The organism is Chitinophaga hostae (assembly GCF_018224885.1).
Taxonomy (GTDB): Bacteria; Bacteroidota; Bacteroidia; order Chitinophagales; family Chitinophagaceae; genus Chitinophaga; species Chitinophaga hostae.
Map to the genome: position 1 here is coordinate 199,804 of NZ_JAGTXB010000002.1, position 21,377 is coordinate 221,180.

20 protein-coding genes and 2 tRNA genes are annotated in these 21,377 nt (G+C 45.8%); 16 read left to right on the forward strand and 6 right to left on the reverse strand.

The features are described from left to right. The first annotated feature begins 104 nt into the window (after positions 1-104). The 8 genes from KE626_RS05095 (at position 105) to KE626_RS05130 (ending at position 8,858) form a co-directional block, all read left to right on the forward strand. Complete coding sequence (locus tag KE626_RS05095; protein WP_211971785.1) at positions 105-818, forward strand: DUF4397 domain-containing protein; 714 nt, start codon at positions 105-107, stop codon at positions 816-818. A 199-nt stretch (positions 819-1,017) separates the two neighbouring features. Further along, positions 1,018-2,046 (forward strand): glycerophosphodiester phosphodiesterase, encoded by a 1,029-nt coding sequence (locus KE626_RS05100; RefSeq protein WP_211971786.1) that lies wholly within the window; start codon positions 1,018-1,020, stop codon positions 2,044-2,046. A 114-nt stretch (positions 2,047-2,160) separates the two neighbouring features. Continuing rightward, positions 2,161-2,772 (forward strand): OmpH/Skp family outer membrane protein, encoded by a 612-nt coding sequence (locus KE626_RS05105; protein WP_211971787.1) that lies wholly within the window; start codon positions 2,161-2,163, stop codon positions 2,770-2,772. 77 nt (positions 2,773-2,849) lie between these two features. Next, entirely contained in the window at positions 2,850-4,274 is a 1,425-nt protein-coding gene (locus tag KE626_RS05110; RefSeq protein WP_211971788.1) for an APC family permease, read from the forward strand. A gap of 735 nt (positions 4,275-5,009) precedes the next feature. Next, positions 5,010-5,615, forward strand: a complete 606-nt coding sequence (locus KE626_RS05115; protein WP_211971789.1) for a DUF4254 domain-containing protein — start codon at positions 5,010-5,012, stop codon at positions 5,613-5,615. Positions 5,616-5,624: 9 nt separating this feature from the next. Further along, positions 5,625-6,665: a glycosyltransferase family 9 protein gene (locus tag KE626_RS05120; protein ID WP_211971790.1), complete on the forward strand. Its 1,041-nt coding sequence runs from the start codon at positions 5,625-5,627 to the stop codon at positions 6,663-6,665. Between the two features lie 104 nt (positions 6,666-6,769). Beyond that, positions 6,770-6,840: transfer RNA gene (locus KE626_RS05125), tRNA-Gln, on the forward strand. Between the two features lie 140 nt (positions 6,841-6,980). Further along, positions 6,981-8,858, forward strand: a complete 1,878-nt coding sequence (locus KE626_RS05130; protein WP_211971791.1) for an ATP-binding protein — start codon at positions 6,981-6,983, stop codon at positions 8,856-8,858. 28 nt (positions 8,859-8,886) lie between these two features. On the opposite strand, the gene KE626_RS05135 is transcribed toward KE626_RS05130, so the two are convergent. Continuing rightward, positions 8,887-9,951 carry an SDR family oxidoreductase gene (locus tag KE626_RS05135; protein WP_211971792.1) on the reverse strand — a complete coding sequence of 355 codons (1,065 nt, stop codon included), beginning with the start codon at positions 9,949-9,951 and terminating at the stop codon, positions 8,887-8,889. A 101-nt stretch (positions 9,952-10,052) separates the two neighbouring features. Here KE626_RS05135 and KE626_RS05140 point away from each other — a divergent pair, with 101 nt between their 5' ends. From KE626_RS05140 to KE626_RS05150, 3 genes are all read left to right on the forward strand, one after another. Then, entirely contained in the window at positions 10,053-10,889 is an 837-nt protein-coding gene (locus KE626_RS05140; RefSeq protein WP_211971793.1) for a helix-turn-helix transcriptional regulator, read from the forward strand. A gap of 107 nt (positions 10,890-10,996) precedes the next feature. Then, positions 10,997-11,785, forward strand: a complete 789-nt coding sequence (locus KE626_RS05145) for a TerC family protein (protein ID WP_211971794.1) — start codon at positions 10,997-10,999, stop codon at positions 11,783-11,785. 71 nt (positions 11,786-11,856) lie between these two features. Further along, the gene (locus KE626_RS05150; RefSeq protein ID WP_211971795.1) at positions 11,857-12,249 is read left to right on the forward strand and encodes an acyl-CoA thioesterase; all 393 of its coding nucleotides are present in this window, start codon (positions 11,857-11,859) and stop codon (positions 12,247-12,249) included. Between the two features lie 3 nt (positions 12,250-12,252). Here KE626_RS05150 and KE626_RS05155 read toward each other — a convergent pair whose 3' ends face one another. From KE626_RS05155 to KE626_RS05165, 3 genes are read right to left on the reverse strand one after another with little or no spacing between them, the layout of a single operon-like run. Next, a complete protein-coding gene (locus KE626_RS05155; protein WP_211971796.1) occupies positions 12,253-12,648 on the reverse strand; it encodes a DUF1634 domain-containing protein in 396 nt (131 codons plus the stop codon). An 11-nt stretch (positions 12,649-12,659) separates the two neighbouring features. Next, positions 12,660-13,493, reverse strand: a complete 834-nt coding sequence (locus tag KE626_RS05160; protein WP_211971797.1) for a sulfite exporter TauE/SafE family protein — start codon at positions 13,491-13,493, stop codon at positions 12,660-12,662. A 10-nt stretch (positions 13,494-13,503) separates the two neighbouring features. Beyond that, the gene (locus KE626_RS05165; protein ID WP_211971798.1) at positions 13,504-14,157 is read right to left on the reverse strand and encodes a FadR/GntR family transcriptional regulator; all 654 of its coding nucleotides are present in this window, start codon (positions 14,155-14,157) and stop codon (positions 13,504-13,506) included. A gap of 239 nt (positions 14,158-14,396) precedes the next feature. Between KE626_RS05165 and KE626_RS05170 the strand changes: the two genes are divergently transcribed. The 3 genes from KE626_RS05170 (at position 14,397) to KE626_RS05180 (ending at position 19,010) form a co-directional block, all read left to right on the forward strand. Beyond that, positions 14,397-15,125, forward strand: a complete 729-nt coding sequence (locus KE626_RS05170) for an SGNH/GDSL hydrolase family protein (protein ID WP_211971799.1) — start codon at positions 14,397-14,399, stop codon at positions 15,123-15,125. Further along, complete coding sequence (locus tag KE626_RS05175) at positions 15,122-16,765, forward strand: FAD-dependent oxidoreductase (protein WP_211971800.1); 1,644 nt, start codon at positions 15,122-15,124, stop codon at positions 16,763-16,765. Before KE626_RS05170 ends, KE626_RS05175 begins: the two co-directional genes overlap by 4 nt. 310 nt (positions 16,766-17,075) lie before the next feature. Then, on the forward strand, positions 17,076-19,010 hold the full coding sequence (locus tag KE626_RS05180; protein WP_211971801.1) for a helix-turn-helix transcriptional regulator: 1,935 nt from the start codon (positions 17,076-17,078) through the stop codon (positions 19,008-19,010). A gap of 105 nt (positions 19,011-19,115) precedes the next feature. Here KE626_RS05180 and KE626_RS05185 read toward each other — a convergent pair whose 3' ends face one another. Then, entirely contained in the window at positions 19,116-19,448 is a 333-nt protein-coding gene (locus tag KE626_RS05185) for a magnetosome magnetite crystal formation protein family (RefSeq protein ID WP_211971802.1), read from the reverse strand. A gap of 224 nt (positions 19,449-19,672) precedes the next feature. Between KE626_RS05185 and KE626_RS05190 the strand changes: the two genes are divergently transcribed. Both KE626_RS05190 and KE626_RS05195 read left to right on the forward strand, forming a co-directional pair. Beyond that, positions 19,673-20,155 carry a DUF4126 family protein gene (locus KE626_RS05190; RefSeq protein WP_211971803.1) on the forward strand — a complete coding sequence of 161 codons (483 nt, stop codon included), beginning with the start codon at positions 19,673-19,675 and terminating at the stop codon, positions 20,153-20,155. 65 nt (positions 20,156-20,220) lie between these two features. Continuing rightward, positions 20,221-20,291: transfer RNA gene (locus KE626_RS05195), tRNA-Gln, on the forward strand. 78 nt (positions 20,292-20,369) lie between these two features. On the opposite strand, the gene KE626_RS05200 is transcribed toward KE626_RS05195, so the two are convergent. Then, positions 20,370-21,032 (reverse strand): class I SAM-dependent methyltransferase, encoded by a 663-nt coding sequence (locus tag KE626_RS05200; RefSeq protein WP_211971804.1) that lies wholly within the window; start codon positions 21,030-21,032, stop codon positions 20,370-20,372. Positions 21,033-21,377: the final 345 nt, after the last annotated feature.

The window sequence follows — 21,377 nt, forward strand, 5'->3', positions numbered from 1 at the left end:
AGAAGAGCGCCCGTCGTACCGACGGGCGTTTTTTTTGTATATAGGGAACCCCGGGTAGTTACTTTATTTTACTACATTTGGGTCCGTAAAACGTAGCGGATTTCATGAAATATCTGATCATTCCTGTTATCATTGTGCTGGCATTGCTGGGCGCCTGTAAGAAAAACAGCGACAGCGCGGTGCCTGATACCCACGGCAACTTCATGTTTGTAAATGCGGTACCTGATCCGGCCGCTGTATTCAACGTAAAGCTGGATACGATCAACTTCGCCAGCAATGTGACCTATAAAACCAGCACGGGGTATAAATCCTACCGTGCGCAGAAGTACAACCTTATTATTACCAGTGCCAGCCAGCCTTCCAATATCCTCTACAACGGAGAAATTTTCCTGCGTAACAATCGTTATTATTCCGCTTTCCTGGGTGCCGACAGTACCAAAAGGTTGTTGTCGCTGATTGTTACGGAAGATGATATGACTTCCCTGGGGCCGGATAAGGCAAAGTTCCGGGTAATTGATTTCAGTGAAGGGTTTAAAGCAAACCGGACTCCATTGGGAATTGATATTCTCGATATTTTATGGAGGGACACCGCCCGTGTTTTCAGAGGACTGACTTTCCCGGCACAAACATATTTTGCGCCACTTCGTGCAGATAGTAACCAGGTTCACACCATCAACTTCACCTATGTGGACTCCAGCAAATTGGTGTTGAAAAGCATGAAACTACCTACCCAGGCAGGCAAGGTGTATACCCTCATAACCACCGGTTATCCGCTGGATCCCGCCAGGATGGAGGTATTGACTATACAGCATAATTAACAGGAGACTATATAACCGTTATTCATCTCCCTAAAAATAATGTGATCATAATGACACGCTTAGCTAACGTATACGCTTATACGTTAGCTTTTTTTGTACCGTTTATTAAAGCTTTATTTTAATTTAACCCTGGATTTTTCCCGGAAAGAGGTGGAAATAGATAAATTGCACGTTATTTTTAGAGATAAACGTTGGTAACATGAACAATTGTAAAAAGATATTACTGATGGCAGGAATGAGTTTGTTTGGAATAAACGCTGCTGCACAGGAAGCTGCAGCGCCTTACCTGGATAGCTATACGATTCCCGTTAAACAAAAGAATGCGGTAATAGGAAGGATATACGACAGCAATGGAAAGGTGGGAAACGCCCGTTTGCTGGAAGATAAATCGGGGTTATTCACCATCGGTGGCGGGGTACTCACGTTGAAAAAGAAGGCGATTGTTAATGGTACCGACCATATTACCTACCCGGTACGTATACAGGCGGGGAAAGATACCGCCGATTTTCTGCTGGTGCCCGACAATTTTATCCGTAACAAAGTGGTGGCGCATCGTGGCGCCTGGAAACATCATGAAGGTAGCCAGAATAGTATTACTGCCTTGAAAGATGCCATCAGACTGGGTTGTGAAGGATCGGAGTTTGATGTTTGGTTATCGTCCGATAACCAGCTGGTGATATCGCATGATCCGGAGATCGGCGGCAAGAAGGTGGAAGAGTCTACCCTGGCTGATCTGCAAACAGTACAGCTAAAAAACGGGGACCGGGTACCTACCTTGGAAGAATATATTGCCGTGATTATGGAGCAGCATAAAACCAGGCTGGTATTGGAATTGAAGCCCTCCGGCAAAGGAAAGGGAGAGCAGCTGGCTACGCAGGCAGTGGCAATGGTGCATGCAAAAAAAGCACAGGCCTGGATGTTTTATATCAGCTTCGACTATAATATCTGTAAGCGGATAAAGGCACTGGATCCGACCGCCAAAGTAGCTTATCTGAACGGCGATAAAACGCCTGCTGAATTACGGGCGGATGGCATATGGGGATTGGACTACAACCAGCAGGAGTTTAAGAAGGATCCGCAGCTGATCGCTACCGCAAAGCAACAGCAGATCACCACCAACGCGTGGACTATCAATGATCCGGAAATAATGGACGGATTGCTGAAAGAGGGCATTGATTATATTACAACCAATGAGCCTGAAATCCTTTTAGAGAAGGTGAGGCAATAATATTAGTTAAAACCTCGCTAAAAAAGCTAATCGGAATATGAAAATCCGGTAAAAACGTTATTTTAGCCGTTCCATTTTTAAAATGTACTTAAAGAAGCAAATCCACCTATTAACATGCGCACTCGTAAACAATTAGTGACTAAAGGATTATTAGCGGCATTAGCAGCCGGATTATTGATTTCTTGCCAGGGAAAACAAGCTGGTAACAATACACCAGCCGCCACTTCCGGAGCAAGCAACAGTACGCCAGCAGCAGGCAGCTTCAAAATAGCGTATGTAGATCTGGATTCACTGGAAGCGCATTTCGAGTATTTCAAGGAAAAAAGAGCGTTACTGGAGCAAAAACAGCAGCAGATGGACAATCAGCTGAAGGGTAAGGCCCGCGCTTTACAGAGTGAGTATGAAGATCTGCAGCGCAAAGCATCTACCCTTACACAGGAACAGGGCGAATCAGCGCAGCGGAGTTTGATGTCTAAACAACAGCAGCTGGAGCAGGAAGCGCAGAACCTCCGTGCTTCTTACACTGAACAGGAAACCAAGTTTAACGAAGAACTACAGAAAAGACTGGATGATTTCCTGAAATCTTACAACGCTGACAAGCGCTTTGCTTACATCTTCTCTTACCGCAGTACTGCGAGCAACATTCTTTATAAAGATCCGGCATACGATGTAACGCCGGACGTTATTAAAGGAATGAATGAGAATGGTGCAGCAGCGTCAAAATAAGCGCTAAAACCATCGATTTTTTTTCTATCTTATAGTCCCGGTTCCTTAATGAGCCGGGATTTTTTATAAACTACCATATGGAAATCAACCAAACTAAATCTTTCAAGCCATCCCTGGGGCTGTTAGACTCCACCATGATTGTGGCCGGTTCCATGATAGGATCCGGTATTTTCATTGTAACAGCCGAAATAGCGCGTAGTGTAGGCGGCGCCGGCTGGATCACTGCCATGTGGGTACTGGCAGGCGTAGTGACATTAATTGCCGCTATGAGCTACGGAGAGTTATCCGGCATGTATCCCAAAGCAGGCGGGCAGTATGTATATCTGCGGGAAGCTTACAATCCTTTTATTGCTTTCTTATTTGGATGGACGCAGTTCGGCGTTATTCAAACCGGTACCATTGCCGCAGTGGCAGTGGCTTTTGCCAAGTTTACCGCCTATCTTATCCCGGGTTTCAGCGAAAAAAACATCCTGCTGGATGCGGGTATTGTCCAGATTTCCGCGGCACAGATAGTGGCGATTGTATCTATCATCTTGCTAACATTTATTAATACCCGTGGTGTTCATCATGGCAAGGTGATACAAACAGTATTTACACTGGCTAAGTTGTTATCGTTATTCGGCCTGATTATTTTTGGCTTTACGGTAGGGGCGAAACAGGAGATCTGGAACGCTAACTGGCAGCATGCCTGGGATGCTGCCGCAATTACCTCACAAAACGGGGATATTACCACAGCAGCATTATCGGGGCTGGCGTTATTCGGCGCCATAGCGGTTTCCATGAAAGGGTCGCTGTTTTCCAGCGATGCCTGGAACAATGTGACCTTCATTGCCGGCGAAATCAAGAACCCGGCGAAGAATATCGGCCGTTCCCTTTTCCTGGGTACACTGATTGTTACCATTATTTATGTAAGCTGCAACCTGATGTACCTGGCGGTTTTGCCGCTGAATGAAATAGCTTTTGCTGCCAACGATCGTGTAGGCGTGGCTGCTGCTGCCAAAATATTTGGTTCATACGGTGCTTATATTATCGCCATCATGATCATGATCTCCACCTTTGGTTGTAATAACGGGTTGATATTATCCGGTGCGAGGATCTACTATACCATGGCAGAAGATAAGTTGTTCTTCAAACGGGCGGGGGTGCTCAACAAACACAGCGTACCAGCCTATGGTTTGTGGATACAATGTGCGTGGGCTTCCATGCTTTGTTTAACGGGCCGCTACAATGACCTGCTGGCGCTGGTGATATTCGGGGTACTGATATTTTATGTATTAACGATCCTGGGTATTTTCATTTTAAGAAAGAAGCGTCCGGAAATAGAAAGACCTTATAAAGCCTTTGGATACCCTGTGTTGCCGCTGATTTACATTATCGTGGCATTATCGCTGGCTGCATTGTTGCTGGTATTCGAAACCAACTACACTTTGCCGGGGCTTGGTATTATTTTATTGGGTATTCCGCTCTATTATATCGCCATGGCGCGTCAGCCAAAGGCGTAGGTATGCTAAAATGGACAAATAAAAACGATATTTAGCACGAACGTTGTATAAAAAAATGTGCCCACTGCGATGTAAACTGCAGTGGGCACATTTAATTTGCACTAAGACACACGGAAGTCGTGAAGTCGCCGAATGAACCCTGATTAATTAGAAAACCCGTTACTATAGAGAATAATTAAACAAAGAAAATTGTCAACGTCAGCGAAGGAAATCCCATAAAACTGGTGGTAAGAGACCGCTCTCATTTATGAATTCAACGTCTGTGATCTGGCCCTGTAATTTGTGACCTTGGATTTTGTTAACAATTGCAGCAAACTATTTATTATTTATTGCCCTCAAACAAACGTATAGCCATTAGAGTGATTGATTGATATGTACTTCATAAAAAATATTCAGATAACATAAGCAACTACAAAAATATTATTGCCAACTATGGTGTGTTACAGCATCATTTTTAGGGTAAAAAAGGAAATAAGGTGGTATAACCTTGACGGCATCTCAACCCCAAGATAACCATTAAAAGCCTTCACGATTTGCATTCTCGAACATTCACATGACAATCTTTTACAATAAGCGTATGGTTTCTACCATGCGCTTCTTTTTAGCTATTAGCCATTAGCTGCTAGCTTTTAGGGGAAATGCAGGAGATTTTTTTATTAAGTGTATGGAGCGGCTTTGACTTTTACTAACGGCTAATAGCTAACAGCTAATAGCTGTTTTTTGTACCTTCGCGCCATGTTTACACAATTGTGCAATAAGATATTTAACCAGAGTATCGCGGCCTACCACGAGCACAACGATGTGCATCAGGCCATTTCCAATCCCTATGAAAAGAGCAGCATTGAACACCTGCTTTTCCTGAAAAACTGGATAGACACGGTGCAATGGCACCTGGAAGATATTATCCGTGATCCTAAAATTGACCCGGTGGAAGCATTGGGTATTAAGCGCTGGATTGACCGCTCCAACCAGGAGCGCACCGATGTGGTGGAGTATATCGACAGCTATTTTCTTGACAAATACAGCAAAGTAGTTACTGCGGCAGATGCCAGCATTAACACTGAAAGTCCCGCCTGGGCAATAGACCGGCTCTCTATCCTGGCGCTGAAGATCTATCATATGCAGGAAGAAGCTACCCGCGCGGACGCCACCCCTGAACACAGGGCTGCCTGTCAGAAAAAACTGGATATTCTGCTGGAGCAGCGACAGGATCTGGGATCAGCCATAGAAGGCCTGCTGGCAGATATTGAAGCAGGCAGAAAGTTTATGAAAGTATACAAACAGATGAAGATGTACAACGATCCTTCTCTCAATCCTGTTTTATACAAAACCGAAAAATAAACACCATCATTGGGCACTGTTAAAACGATACTGGTTACCCGGTTGTCGGCCATGGGCGATGTAGCCATGACCATACCCGTTATGAAACAGGTACTGGATGATAACCCGGATGTGGAGATTGTTTTTGTAACCAACCGGAACTGGGGAGCATTATGCGCCAACATTCCCCGGTTAACCTTTTTTCCGGCAGATGTAAAGGGTATCCATAAAGGCGTAAAAGGCCTTTACCGTTTGTTCCGCGAAATAGAAAAAGCGCATTCCATTCATGCGGTGGCTGATCTGCATAACGTATTAAGATCAAAGATTATCCGGACATTCTTCCGCTTTACAGGAACGCCGGTGGCAGCGATTGATAAAGGCCGTGCGGAAAAAAAAGCCCTCACCCGGCGGGAGAATAAGGTATTACAACCGCTTACCAGCACTATAGAAAGATATGCGATTGTGTTCAGGCAACTGGGGCTGCGTTGTGAAATGGGCAATAAACCCGTTTTCCCGCCCCGTCCTTTGCCTGCATCCGTGACTGCTGTTACAGGCGCCAAAGGGAGCAAAAAGTGGATAGGAATGGCTCCATTTGCCACTTACCGCGAAAAGATGTACCCGTTGGAGAAAATGACCGCTGTGTTGGAGATATTGTTACAGGAGCCGGGACAACAGGTGCTGCTGATGGGGGGAGGAAAACAGGAGGTGGAGCTGCTGACGGGGCTGTCGCAGCGCTACCCGCAGGCAATTGTGGTGGCGGGGCGTTTTTCCCTGGCAGAAGAAATGGCCATTATCAGTCAGCTGGACGCTATGATCAGCATGGATTCTGCCAATATGCACCTGGCTTCGCTGTTTGGGGTACCGGTAGTATCTGTTTGGGGCGCCACCCACCCTTTTGCGGGCTTTATGGGATATGCCCAGGCGGCACATAATGCGGTACAGCTGGATGATCTTTCCTGCAGGCCCTGTTCTGTATTTGGCAACAAACCCTGTTTCAGAGGAGATCACGCCTGTATGGAATGGATCAAACCCTTACAGATAGTGGAAAAGGTAAATAGGATTGTTTTGTAATGCTTGACTGTAAAGGATTCTAAAGGATATTTTAAAAATATTGCAAGTTTTTTTTGCAGAAATAAAAAAAGTTATACTTTTGCCATCCCAAACAACAAGGGTAGTGCCCAATAGTATAATGGTAGTACGACAGATTTTGGTTCTGTTTGTCTTGGTTCGAATCCAGGTTGGGCAACAAAAAAAGAGAGAATGGCGTTTTCCATTCTCTCTTTTTATTTTTAGCGGAATAAATTTCTGCACAGTCCCCGCACCCACGTTACATATTCTTTTTTGAGTTAATCATTATAAATATTAATTTGTTAGAAACAGAATATCTTGAAAATATTTGCCGGCCTTGTTATGTTGTTGCTATTGTCCGGTACTGCCCAAAGCCAGGAAGAATTTGTTCAATCCCTCCGTAAAGTGCTTCCGACTGTTACCGACAGTGCTCAATACGTGGATGTATTGAACAAATTAAGCTTAATATCTTATGAGCAGGACGCCGATAGTACATTGATCTATGCCAACAAAGCCCGGGAAATAGCTTACAGGATCGACTATGCAAAAGGCAGAGCAGATGCCACCAACAACCTGGCTATATATTTTGATATAAAAGGGAGCTTTGAACTAGCCCTTCGTTATTATGGCGATGCCTATAACCAATACACTGCGATCAGCGATTCTTCCAATCTTGTGCAAACCCTGATGAACATTGCCATGGTTTATAGTACCAATGGTAATAATGAAAAGGCATTGGATCATTTTAACAGGGCCATGAAGCTGGGCGCCAGGTTAAGAGAGGATTCCATTATGTCGTTGGTCATTTATAATTTCATTCTCCAATACCCGCAACAGCTGGCCGCCGATTCAGTGGACCGCTACATCAACAAAGCCATTACGATAGCCCGGAAATACCATGATACCCGCGTTCTGCTGGCAATGGGCCAGTTGCAGGCCAACAGGTCCTTTCAGACGAAGGATACGGCAAATGGTATGGTTCTGCTGGAGCGTGTGCTGTCGGGATGCCTGCATGAAAAGCTGTATTATATGAGTCTCGATGTGCTGATCGAACTGGGGGATCTGTATGCCGGCACAGACCCTGCCAAAGCGGTGGGCTTCTACCGGCAGGCATTAAGTATTACAAAAGAAAAGAACTACAGCGGTTATGAATTGGATATCAATAACAAGCTGTATGAATTTTATCTCGCCAGAAAAGACAAGCAAAAAGCGGATGAATACAGCGCTGCGTTAGTTGCGCTTTACCGGGAAAAACAGGGAATAGACAACCAATCGGGTATTGATTATATTACCTATGCCCTGAAGGATCAGCAGCTGGAGGCTATCCGGGAAGAAAAAGTATATGCCAACCGTTTGCTGTTGTTGGTGGGCATTGCATGTGCGCTGGCAGGCGTGATCATCTATTTGCTTTGGCGGAACAAAAAGAGAGATGAACGCATTCATGCCACTTTAGAAAGGCAGTATAAACAACTGGCCACTATAACAGCCGCGCTTGAGGGCAGTAATAAGAATTATGCCCGGCTTATAAGGGTAGTTGCTCACGACCTGAGGAATCCCATAGGCGCTATCAATGCTTTCACGGGCATGATGCTGGACAGCCCGCCATCGGATTGGGACAAAGAATGGATGATCCTGATCGATAATGCCAGCAAAGGATGTTTGCAGCTGATTACGGAGTTACTGGAAACAGATTTCGATATCGGCAATCAACCACTACAGAAGGAACAGGTAGACGTGATTGCTTTGGCGCAGGAATCGGCGCAGTTATTGGCTTATCGCGCCACGGAAAAAAAACAAACGCTGATTACCCCGGATGCTGCTGCCATTTTTTTATCCGCAGACAGGCGAAAGCTTTCGCGGGTAGTAGATAACCTGTTGGGAAATGCTATCAAATTTAGCCCGGAGGGAGCCACTATTGAGATCGAGGTGAAAAGGACATCCGCAGTAGCGACAGGTAAACCAACCACCGTTATGATATCGGTTCGCGACAATGGTATCGGTATTCCCCGTGAAATGGCCGCGAAAATATTTGAGCCATTTGAAACTACCATTAAGCGAAAAGGAACATCCGGAGAGCCGTCTTTTGGCCTTGGCCTTTATATCTGCCGGCAGATCATTGAAGCACATGGTGGCCGTATCTGGTTTGAAAGTGAGCCTGGACAAGGATCCACATTTTATATTTTATTTCAGCAATAAGCGCCCGGCTTGTCGCAGGCTTTTGTAATCAGGGAATCACTTTCATTTTCCTGAAATGATCGAAGATCTCCATAAACATGGCTTCTGTATCTACAAACTCGTGAAACCCTGCCCTGCGGGCTTTGGAGCCATCCGCAAAAAAATCGTAGTCCCAGGAAAATACAAAGTCGCCGAATTTCCAGGAAGAAACTTCCGCATAGCTGTATTTAAGTCCATACTTTTCCATCATGGCATTCCAGAGAGGTTCTTTATCAGCCATCACCACATCGAGTTGCATCGGTAAGGGATCGGCTGTTTCGAGGCCAAAATAACGGGCAATTCGTGGCCAGAGATCGGACCAGCGGAACAGGTCACCGTTGTTGATATTAAAAGCTTCATTGGCGCCGGCAGGGCTTTCTGCCGCCCATGCGGTGGCCTTCGCCAGCAGGCCGGCGTCCGTCATTTCCATCAGCTTATTGTAAGCGCTGGGTTTACCGGGAAACCGGAGCGGCAGTCCCAGTTCTTTGGAGATAGCCGCATACACGGCAATCACCATGGCCAGGTTCATAGGGTTACCCAGTGCAAAACCACCCACTACAGAAGGCCGTATGGCCGACCAGGTCCAGGACTTCCCTACCTGTGCTTTCTCCAGGAAATGTTGTTGTTCGATATTGAATTCCGGCGGCATAAAGGTGCCGGCATCGGATTCGCGGGCAGGTGTTTTAAAAGGACCGAGGTGAGCGCCATAAACTTTATATCCCTGCATCAGGCTGATGTGCTGTAATTGTTTGGCTACCGGTTCCACTGCTTCTATCACGTTGCGGAGCATGGTCATGTTAGGCGCTACCAGCGCGGCCCAGCTGTCGCGGTCCTGGTAGGCGGCATAAAATATATGCGTTACCGTAGTCAGCACACCCAGTTTTTCCTGGCTGTCTTCCCGGCTCATTAAATCTACCGCTATATGTTTCATGTGTGGACCGTCGTCGCCACCTCTTCTCGACAAACCAATAATATCCCAGGTGCCCTGCGCCAGCAGCCAGTCTGATAAGTTACGTCCTATTACTCCCTGTGCGCCTGCGATCAGCGCCACTTTCCGATTATTATGCTGTTCCATATCCGTTTTGTAATTTTAGTTTGATTTTGATAACACAAAGGTCGGTCCCCGCATTTTACTATACTTGTACATCGAGGGGGTTAATTGGTATATTTCAAAGGATGAAGAGATACATACAACATGAATACCTGAAAATATCGCACTTTACGGCCACAGCGTGGACGCACCCGGTGCATAATCACAATCATTTCGAGCTTATTTTTATACATCGCGGCAGTGGCACGCATTGTATATCGGGAATGAATTACCCGTACAACGGCCCGTGTTTGTTCCTGCTGGCGCCTTGCGACGCGCATCATTTTGAAATTGCTGCTGCTACTGCTTTTACTTTTATCAAATTCACCAATGTATATCTTCATGGCAGCGGTAGCATACGGCTGCAGCAAAGCTGGAACCAGGAGCTGGACAGGTTGCTGGTGCAGGCCCGGGAGAAAAGGGCATTTATCCCGGAAACAAAGCGCATGGAACAATTGATAGAGCTTGTAACAGAAGAGTGGCAGGATGCAAAAGAAGAAAATAACGAAACGATCTTTTTCCTGTTGCAGGCATTGTTTACGATGATAAAAAAAGCGGGCGACGCTGAACTCCCATCGCCGGCGCCGGCGGGAGGCGCGCGTGTAACCGAAATCCTGCACTATATCCACGAACATATACATCAAACGGAAGAAATACAGATAGAACAGCTCGCAGATATTTTTGGTTACTCCAAATACTACCTGGGTACTTTCTTTAAAGAACAAACGGGGAGTACCTTGCGGGAGTATGTGAACCGGTATAAATTACATCTGCTGGAAAACAGGCTGCATTACAGCAATTTTTCGTTAAAGGAAATCAGCTATGAGCTGGGGTTTAACGACCAGAGCCACCTGAATAAATTTTTCCGGAAATATCATGACGTGAGTCCTTCGGCTTACCGGGAACAGGTACAGGCGTCCTGATTCTTTTTGATGCGTATTGAGGTTATAAATTCCTGCAGATTTCACCGCTAGTAAAAAACAAAGTATATTGGGGTTTGCACATGCAATCACCTATATAACTGTCAATTATGGAACACCTGCTTACCGTCGACGCATTGATCAGTCTTTTAACGCTGACGGTGCTGGAAATAGTGTTGGGTATCGACAATATTGTATTTATTTCTATCCTGGCAGCGAAGCTGCCGGCCGACAAACAAAAAAAGGCGCGCCGTTTAGGGCTGGGCCTGGCGATGTTTGTACGTGTTTTGCTGTTGTTGTCGATCAGCTGGATCATGTCGCTTACCAAGCCACTTTTTAATATAGGCGAATGGATAGGGGTGCAAAATGTGGAATGGCTGGAAAAGACGGCTATTTCCGGCCGTGATCTTATTTTGCTGATCGGCGGACTTTTCCTGATCTATAAAAGCACTGCTGAAATACATGAAAAGCTGGAGGGCGGCGAGCATGCCGAAACCAAAGGAAAAGCGCTTGGATTTGGGCAGGTGATTATACAGATATTGTTGCTGGATATTGTGTTTTCGCTGGATTCCGTGATTACCGCGGTGGGGATGGCCGATCATGTGGAAATTATGATTGCGGCGGTAGTAATAGCGGTGGCGGTGATGATGCTGGCGGCTGAATCGATCAGTAATTTTGTGAACAAACATCCAACGGTGAAAATGCTGGCGTTGTCTTTCCTTTTACTGATCGGTGTATCGCTGATTGCCGAAAGTTTTGATCAGCATATTCCCAAAGGGTATATTTATTTCGCGATGGCCTTCTCCGTATTTATAGAAGTACTGAACCTGAAAATGAGGTCGCGCTCAGAGAAGCCGGTAAAGCTGCATCAGCCTGAATTACCGGAAAAAGATAAGTAGGTATTACATCTTCCTGAAAAATGATGTATGGTATGTAAGAAAGAAATAGCTTTGCCCAAAATTTTGTTGTCATGAACTTTTACACACGGAAATGGGTAAAGCCGGAGGATCTGAATGCTCACGGTACTTTATTTGGTGGCAGCCTGCTGCGCTGGATCGATGAAGAAGCGGCGATTTATTCTATTATTCAGCTGGGCACCAACCGTTGTGTAACAAAATACATGTCTGAAATCAACTTTATCAACTCTGCTAAACAAGGCGATATTGTGGAGTTGGGTATAAAGGCCACTCACTTTGGCCGTACCTCTCTTACGCTTACCTGCCAGGTGAGGAACAAGATCACCCAGAAAACTATTCTCACCGTAGATAAAATGGTGTTTGTAAGTGTGGATGAAAGCGGTAAACCTGTACCTCATGGTAAAACCGAAATAACGTATACGGATGAACGATTGAGAGAAGAATAGCATTTATACTTTTAGTCCGCCGAACATACTGAACAATATAATACCCAGCACCAGCGTGGTAATCATTACATAGAGCTTGTCTCTTTCCATTGCAAATGCAATTCCGGAGAAGAAAATACGTAACAGGGGTGTAGCCAGCATTACAAGTACGCCCAGCTGTATAATTTCGGTAGCACTGCCGCTGGCTACTCCGCGGAAGATACCGCCAAAGGAAGTATATTCTGCTCCCTCTCCTTTAAATGCCGCGTAGTCCGGAACGCTGGCTGCGCCTTGTTGGGCGAGATAAAGGATACCGCCCACTAAGGCGATAGAACAGGCGGTGATCACGCCGGTTCTCAGCACCTGTCCGATAAATAATTCAATGTCGCGGTCAACCAATAATTTCTTTATCTGTTTCATGATACCGTCAATTAGAACTGGTGATTAAATCCGTTGTAGATCATTTCTATGGCTACAAAGGTGATGGCTACACTAAAAATAATCCGCAATGTTTGCGGGTTCATCATGGTGAGTAACCGCGCGCCGGTGAAGGCGCCGCCTAATACGCCCAATACCACCGGAAAGGCAATGCCTGGCTCAATGTAGCCGCGCTGCAGGTATACCACGGCGCTGGCAGCAGCAGTAACACCAATCATAAAATTGCTGGTGGTGGTACTCACTTTAAAGGGTATACGCATAGCGCCGTCCATGGCGAGTACTTTTAATGCGCCGGAACCGATACCCAGCAGGCCCGACAGCACGCCTGCCAGCAGCATGATAGAAAAGCCACCGCCCACATTTTTCAGTTTGTAATTCACTTCCCCGGTGGCAGTAGGGTAGCTGCTGTTGAGTTTTAAAAGGTAGGATAGCTTACTACCTGTTTGCTCCAGGTGTTCATGTTTTTTGCGGATCGTCATGGCGGCGGAGAAGATGAGTACTACGCCCAACAGAATGGCGATGGCATTTACTGGCATAAATACGGCGATGAGTGCGCCTGTTACGGCACCCGTGGTGGTGGCTATTTCCAGGAACATGCCCAACCGTATATTAGTAATACCTTCTTTTATATAGGACGTAGCGGCCCCGGAGGAATTGGCAATAGAAGCCAGCAATGCAGCGCCGATGGCATAGCGGATGTCAACATGAAATATCAGCGTGAGCAAAGGGATCAGGATCACGCCGCCTCCCAACCCGGTTAATGAGCCCAGCAATCCTGCCATGTAAGCGCTTACCAGCAGGATCAGGCTAAAGATCAGAATATTCATCTTTCAAAAATTAATAGTTGTTGTCCAGTATATCTTCCATTACCTGTTTTGATAGCTTTGCATTCCCGCTCTTGATGGCTTTATACAGGGCTTCATGCATATGGTGACTGATGGCAAAATGACTGATACTTTGTGTATCCCGTTTGGTGAAAAAGTCGCGTATCACTACGCTGAAGCTGCGGAACAGATCGGCCAGGACATTATTGCCGGAAGCTTTGGCGATGGCAATATGGAAGGCAATGTCTGCATCGAGGCATTGCTGGTATTGTTGTTCAAGGATGGCTTTTTTGCGTTGCTCCAGCAGGTGCTTCATCTGCTGTATATCTTCTTTGGTGTGGTTTTCGGCTGCCAGCTTCACTATTTCGTAGTCCAGCATCCGTCGCACCTGGTTAATTTCTTCGAAGTCGGCCCGCCGCAGGCGCTGGTCGAGCGATTCGGCTTTAACGGTTTCGTTCACGAAGGTGCCGGCGCCCTGCTGTACGCGTAAAATGCCTGACATGGCCAGGGTTTTAATGGCTTCTCTTATAGTGGAGCGGCCCACGGAATACTGTACCATCAATTCAGGTTCCGCCGGTATTTTCTGTCCGGGCTTATATTTTCCCTGGGAAATATCCTTCTGTATGGCGCTGATGACACGGTCGGATAATTTGGATGTTTGATCCATAAACACTGATTTACCACATAAAGGTATGATGTTTATTTAAACATCAGATGTTTTATTTTTTTAAAGAAAAAAACAGGAGGAAGCGAAGCTATCATGACAAAAAGCGATCCTGACTATAGGAAACATGCGTTGTGTATTGTATTTTATGTCGCCAATAATGCCATGTTATTTCTCCCTATGGTATTTTATAAAAATACAGGCGAAATGGCTGTTCATGACAGGATATAAAACATTACCCAATGCATCGCAGAAACTTTTTACAGGCAGGATTGCTCACTGCTACCGTTGCTGTACAAACCAAATATTTTCCTGCAGTGGCCTATGCCGCCCAAAAAGATGGAACCATTATTAATGCCGGAATTGGCGGTAATAATACGGCAGACCTGTTGGCCAGGATGGACAAAGATTGCCTGTCGCACCAACCGGATCTGACCATCCTGAAAATTGGTACCAACGATATGAATTCCCTCAAACATATTCCTTTACCACAGTATGAAAAGAATTTACGGGAGATAGTAAGCCGGCTGGTGGCGATTAAGAGCCGGGTTTTGCTGATGACTATCCTGCCGGTTTATGAACCTTACCTGCATACCCGTCATCCTGTTGCCTTTTATGCACCGGAGGGCCATGCGGAGCGGAAGCGGCGGGTGAATGAGGTAATCCGCAGCGTGGCGGCGGATTACAGGCAGGAGCTGCTGGATATGCATTTTATTTTTCAGCAGGTGGGTGATATAGGTGAAGGAGAAGAAAGTCTTATTCAGAATGTAGTGAACAGTAAGAAAACGGATGGCGTACATCCCACACCGGCAGGATACAGAACTATGGCAGTGGCTCTTTTTGAATATATCCGGCTGAAGCAGCTGCCGGTAAACCGGGTGGTGTGCTTCGGCGACAGTATCACTTTTGGCGACGGGGGAACAGATGGGAAAAGTTATCCTGCATATCTTAAAAAACTATTGTTTGCATGAGAAAAATATCTGTACTGACAGCGGTGCTGTTAATTTCTTACCTGTTTTCCAATGGAAAAAATGCGCCTGCTTATGAGGCCGACGTAATTATTTACGGTGGTACTTCTGCGGCCATAATTGCCGCCGTGCAGGTACACAAAATGGGAAAATCGGTGATCGTAGTGTCTCCGGATAAACATTTGGGCGGCCTTTCTTCCGGTGGACTTGGCTATACAGATACTGGTAATAAATCGGTGATCGGTGGATTGGCAAGGGATTTTTATCATCGTATCTGGCAGCGCTATCAACTGGCCGATACCTGGAACTGGCAAAAGCCATCGGAGTATGGAAATAAGGGGCAGGGCACGCCGGCGATTGATGGTGCTGCCCGCACTATGTGGATTTTTGAGCCACATGTGGCAGAGCAGGTGTTTGAAGATTATGTACGCGAAAACAATATCCGTGTATACCGGGACGAATGGCTCGACAGGAAGCAGGGCGTAAAAAAGAAAGCGGGCAAGGTGCAAACGATCACCACCTTAAGCGGTGGTACTTATACCGGAAAAGTATTTATTGACGCCACCTACGAAGGAGACCTGATGGCTGCTGCCGGTGTGAGCTATACCACAGGGCGCGAAGCGAATGCCACCTATGGCGAAACCTGGAACGGCGTGCAAACGGGTGTTTTACATCACGGGCATTATTTTAAGCAAAACATCAGTCCTTACCGGATTGCCGGCGATCCGCGGAGCGGGCTGCTGCCCCGTGTTTCAGGGGGGGATCCCGGTGTGAAAGGAGGGGCAGACCATAGGATACAGGCCTATTGTTTTCGTTTATGCCTGACCGATCATGCCGCCAACCGTATCCCTTTTCCCCAACCGGAAGGTTATGATGCCGGTCAGTATGAACTGCTGACCCGGGTGCTGGACAGTGGCTGGAATGAGGTGTTTAATAAATTTGACCTGATCCCCAACCATAAAACCGATGTGAATAATCACGGCCCGTTCAGCATGGATAACATCGGGATGAATTACGACTACCCGGAGGCCAGCTACGCCCGCCGCAAAGAAATTATCCACGAACATGAAGTATACCAGCAGGGGCTTTTATATTTTCTGGCCAATGATCCCCGGGTACCGGCAGCTGTACAGGCCCGTATGAAAACATGGGGCTTGTCGGCCGATGAATTTACTGACAATGGCCATTGGCCGCACCAGTTATATATCCGTGAAGCCAGGCGTATGAAAGGAATGTTTGTAATGACCGAACAAACAGTGTTGGGGAAGAGCAGGGTGCCTCAATCGATCGGCATGGGATCCTATACGCTCGATGCTCATAACGCACAACGCTATGTGAAAAAAGATGGATTTGTACAGAATGAGGGAGATATAGGGGTGGATATTAAAGATCCATACCCGGTTGCTTTTGGAGCGATATTACCCCAACAGCAGGAATGCAGTAACCTGCTGGTACCGGTATGCCTGTCGGCATCGCATATTGCATATGGATCTATCCGGATGGAGCCGGTATTTATGATCCTTGGACAAAGTGCTGCTACGGCGGCGGTACTGGCCATTAATAGCCGGAAAGCGGTGCAGGAGGTGGAGTATGAACAACTAAAACAGCAGTTACTAAAAGATCAGCAACACCTGGAGCAATAGTAAAGGAGTTTTGTTTTAAAATGCAGTAAACCGGTTTTATCCCGGTTTACTGCATTTTCTTTTTTTATGATGAAGTAAAAAAAGAATTTGGGATAACTAACAAAGGAAGAAAGGCCGTATATATGCGTTGGCAAGTTCAGACTCAGGATGCCGGTTTTTTAATATTTCCATACACTGCTCCGGAAAAAATGAACGTTATGGCAAAAGTATAATGCTGTAGTGGATTTCAGGTGTTTGCCATATCTACAAGGATACTACAGACCTTCTTTTTTTATATCTACAAAACAACTACAAATAGTATTTTTGCGGGATGAACTGTATCAAATGGAAGCTGGTATTTTTGTTTTGTGCCCTTGTTAACGGGGTATTTATGACAGGTGTTGTTGCCCAAACGGTGGTAGATTCGTTAAAACAGGTATTAAGGCAGCCTTCACTGACACCGGAAGAACAGGTATTAACAAGATTAAAACTGAGCCGTGCGTTATTAAGCCATGATCATAAGGAAGCGCTTGCCAATGCACAGGTGGCTTTAGCGATGAGTCGTTCCTTAAAGGATAGTAAGTATGCCGCACAATCGCATTCGTCGCTGGTGTCGCTGATGTTTGGGCAGGAAGATGTAAAGATAGTGCGGTTGCAGCTGGACAGTGCATTTGCCCTGGCGGAGCAGTCGGGTGATCCGTTGACCCTGGAGAATGTGTGGTACCGGAAAGGCTGGCTGGAGAACAGAACAGGTAAGCCGCATGATGCTGTGAAGAGTTTTCAGCAGGCGTTGAAATATGGTGCAGGGCATCCGCCCAACAGTTTTGAAACCAGTATTTATTATAATCTTTCTTCTATTTATGCTGACTGGGATGATTTGGAAAACCAGTCGCGTTATGCATTTGCAAGTCTGGATGCCAGCAGGCGTTTCCCCGATCCGGATGATATGTGTAATGCCTACCAGGCTATCGGAGGAAGCTATGAGCACCGGTTTGCAGCCGATACCAGCGCACGTAAACTGCTGGATTCGTCGCTCTACTACAACCGGGCAGCGATTGCCTATTACCAGCAAAATAAAAACAGGATCAGTTTTCCGAGTATATTAGGGCTGGTGGCGTTAAACACGGCCAACCTGTATGCCGCATATTTTCCACGCAGTTACCGCGATTCTGCGCTGCATTACCTGGACATATCCCTGGAGATAGGGATTGCAACGGATCAGCAGGAAATTATTGCCAGCAGTTATGGGATGATGAGCAGCTTTGAAATAGCTGACGGACATTACGATAGGGCCTCCGCACTTTTATTAAAAGGGTTGGAAACCCTGCAGCGGTCTACTTCTCCCGACAATAACGTGATGGCGCATTTTATGAGTTCCCTGTCGGAAGTAGCAGAAAAGAAGGGCGACCTGGCAGCAGCGTTGAACTATTCCCGTGAATACAACAGGTATCATGCGGCTGTTTTTGATGCAGAGAAAATGTCGATTGCCAAAAGGCTGGAAGCGCAGTACCAGACCAGAGAACGGGAGCAGCAGCTAAGTGCACTGCAGGAGAAAGCTGCCTTTAATAAAAAGTTGAATATTGTATATGTGATATTGATCGTTGCCTGTATACTATTGTTGCTATTCCTTTTCCGTGCTTATCATTTCCGTTTGAAATCCACCATGCAGCAGCAGGCATTGCTGGAGAAGGAAAAACAGGATGCGGTATTACATATGCGGTTGAAAGAAGAAGAAACCAGAACGTTGGAACTGCAAAAACAGGAAGCCGATCTGCAGGCAAGGTTGAAAAGTGAGGAGGCTGCCCGTTTACAGGTGGAGCAACAATTGATACAGGCGCAGAAAGAGCAGTTGCAGAAAGACCTGCTGGCGGGTACTTTACAGGTGGAGCAGAAGAATGAACTGTTGCAGACCTTACAGGAGAAGCTGGCCGCGAAATCGGGCGAGGGTAATATCGTAGGACAAATTACCCGTATGATAGATCAGCATCGCCGCATGGATGAAGATTTTGAAACCGCGAAAACGGTGCTGGAAAATGTTCATCCTGAATTTTTCAGCCGGTTGCAGCAGAAGGCAGGGAATACCCTTACACGGCTCGATTTGAAGCATTGCTCTTATATATCGATGGGGTTGTCGACTAAAGAGATCTCTTCCCGTATGGGTGTGGCGCCAAAGAGTATCCTCATGTCGCGTTACCGGATCAAGCAGAAACTCGGTCTGGGTAAGGAAGAAGGGCTGGATGCTTACCTGATGAGTATTGTGCAATAAAGGAATGCGGCTGACTGTTTCCTGCCGGCCGCATTCCGGGATGTTACTTACAACGGGCGCTTTGGGGCTTATTTACATCTTCTATTCACGGGGCACTTACCTGGATTAACCCCGGAGGAAAACAAACCTGTTTTCAAACAATTTTCCTATCAACGGTATAGGTTGTTGCGCGTTATTGCTGGCGTTGATGATCCCAAAAATCATAAATACCAGTGGGAGTAAACCTGCAACAGAGAGTATCCCTGCTAATGAAGCCGGTAACACGGCCACTACAATACCTATGGCTACAGACCAGACGATGCTGGCGATAATAAGTCCCAGGGCTTGTTCCAGGTGATAATTTACCAGGGCGCTCCTTTCTTCTTTACTTTTTACATAGGCTATTATCCATCCTATAACAGTGATATAGGCAATCATGGCCCATTGTTTTGTTTTCATAGCTTTTTTGATTTAAAATGATGTGCGGCAAAAGTAGGATGCGCTGACAGCAGTTGTGGAAATGTGCGTACTACACGATGTCTACACGGTGGAAATAAAGCAACTACAAAGTCGCTACAGAAATTATTGTCAACTAATAAGCAAATTGTTAGGTATTAAATTATTTTATTAAGTATCTATTAAATGGCTGGCATGCATGGCACAATGATTGTTGCCCTGCTGGTATGAAAAAAGCAATTATACCTTCCTTAGTTCAGACAGTTTGTTTAGGTGTGGTCACCGGAATGCGTAGTGCTATGGGGCCTGCATTCACCAGTTATTTTGTTAACCAGCATCCTTCCGACAAGCTAAGAAAGTCGCCACTGGGCTTTATGCAAAAGCCGGTTACAGCCCGTTTTTTAAAAACGATGGCGGCGGGTGAGCTGGTGATGGACAAAGCACCAGGCATTGGTGATCGTATAGCCGCTACCGGTATAGCCGGCAGGGCATTGTCAGGGGCGCTGGCCGGCGCTACCCTCTACCAGGCAAAAGGCAGCAAAGCCTGGAAAGGCGGCCTTATAGGCGCCGTAGCAGCAGTGGCTGCAGCCTATGCATTTTTTTATTTGCGCAGGGAAACGGGGAAAAGGTTAGGGGTGAAAGACGCGGCTGTGGGCGGTGTGGAAGATGCCGTAGCATTGGGTATTGCATCGCTGGCCGTGAGGAAATAACTGTATTTTTTTTGCAGATGTTGTTTTATTTGAGAAAAAAACTACATTTGCATCCCGTTTAACGATGCCTAATAGTATAATGGTAGTACGACAGATTTTGGTTCTGTTTGTCTTGGTTCGAATCCAGGTTGGGCAACTGAATTAGAGAGAATGGAATTTTCCATTCTCTTTTTTTGTTTTTTAGACTCTATGACGGAAATTTGCCTGGCTGCCATTACGCCTTCTTACATTTTACAATAATGAATCTGAATGAAGGCTTACCGGCCATCATTTTATTAGGCTCTTCAATTTCAAAGAAATCAACCAATCCATATTGCCCGAATTCCTCTTGTACAGATGCCGTATCATAGAAAAATATTTCAGCGCCCTTTGTTGCTTCAAACCGGTCTTTACTGATCTCTTTCCCCTTGCCATAATTAGGAGATGTTTTGGATATGACGGAGAAAAAAAGATAGCCGTTGGGTTGTAACTGATCATAACAGTCCCTGATAAATTTTTTCCGCGCTTCGCTATCCAATAAATAGATCAGCCCATAACTAAAAATTCCATCATAAAGATGATCATCAAACGGCATATCTGTTACGGAGCCATGATAAATTTTCATACCGGTTCCGTAATGGGTAATGGCCATATCAATGGCGGTTTTTGAAATCTCTATGCCGGTTACCTTGATGCCGTTGTCCACAAATACTTTTGCATTCCTGCCATACCCGATGCCGGGGATCAAGAGGTCTTTAATACCCGTTTGGAGAAAGAAGTCTTTCGCCAGAATGGTGGATTCAGAAGGCTCAAATCCCCACATGGCTTGCTTTTCCACAAAAGCCGATTCCCAGAAACTTGTTGCCTCGGACTTGTTTTTGTCTGCTGGTGTTTTCATTGTAAGGGCAAAGATAAGCATTAATTCATTAATGCAACAATGTTGCATTAATGAATTAAAATAAATATCAAAATTAAGAAGTGAAGTGGCCGCTGCATATTTTTTTCAGTAAAGGCTTGCGTTTTCGAAAACCCCGTTGTATATTTGTCTACAATTATAGTAGACTAATAGAATTTACCACCACCAAACGCCGGTACCTCCGGCAACAAGTCTTTGTCCCACCATACAAAGCAAGTTGAAATTATCATTCTTTATTGAAGTTGCTTCATTGAAGCGACGCAGGCTTCCATTTATAAATATTTTCAACCATGAATCAGCTATTGCACAACAATAGGCGTAGTAAAT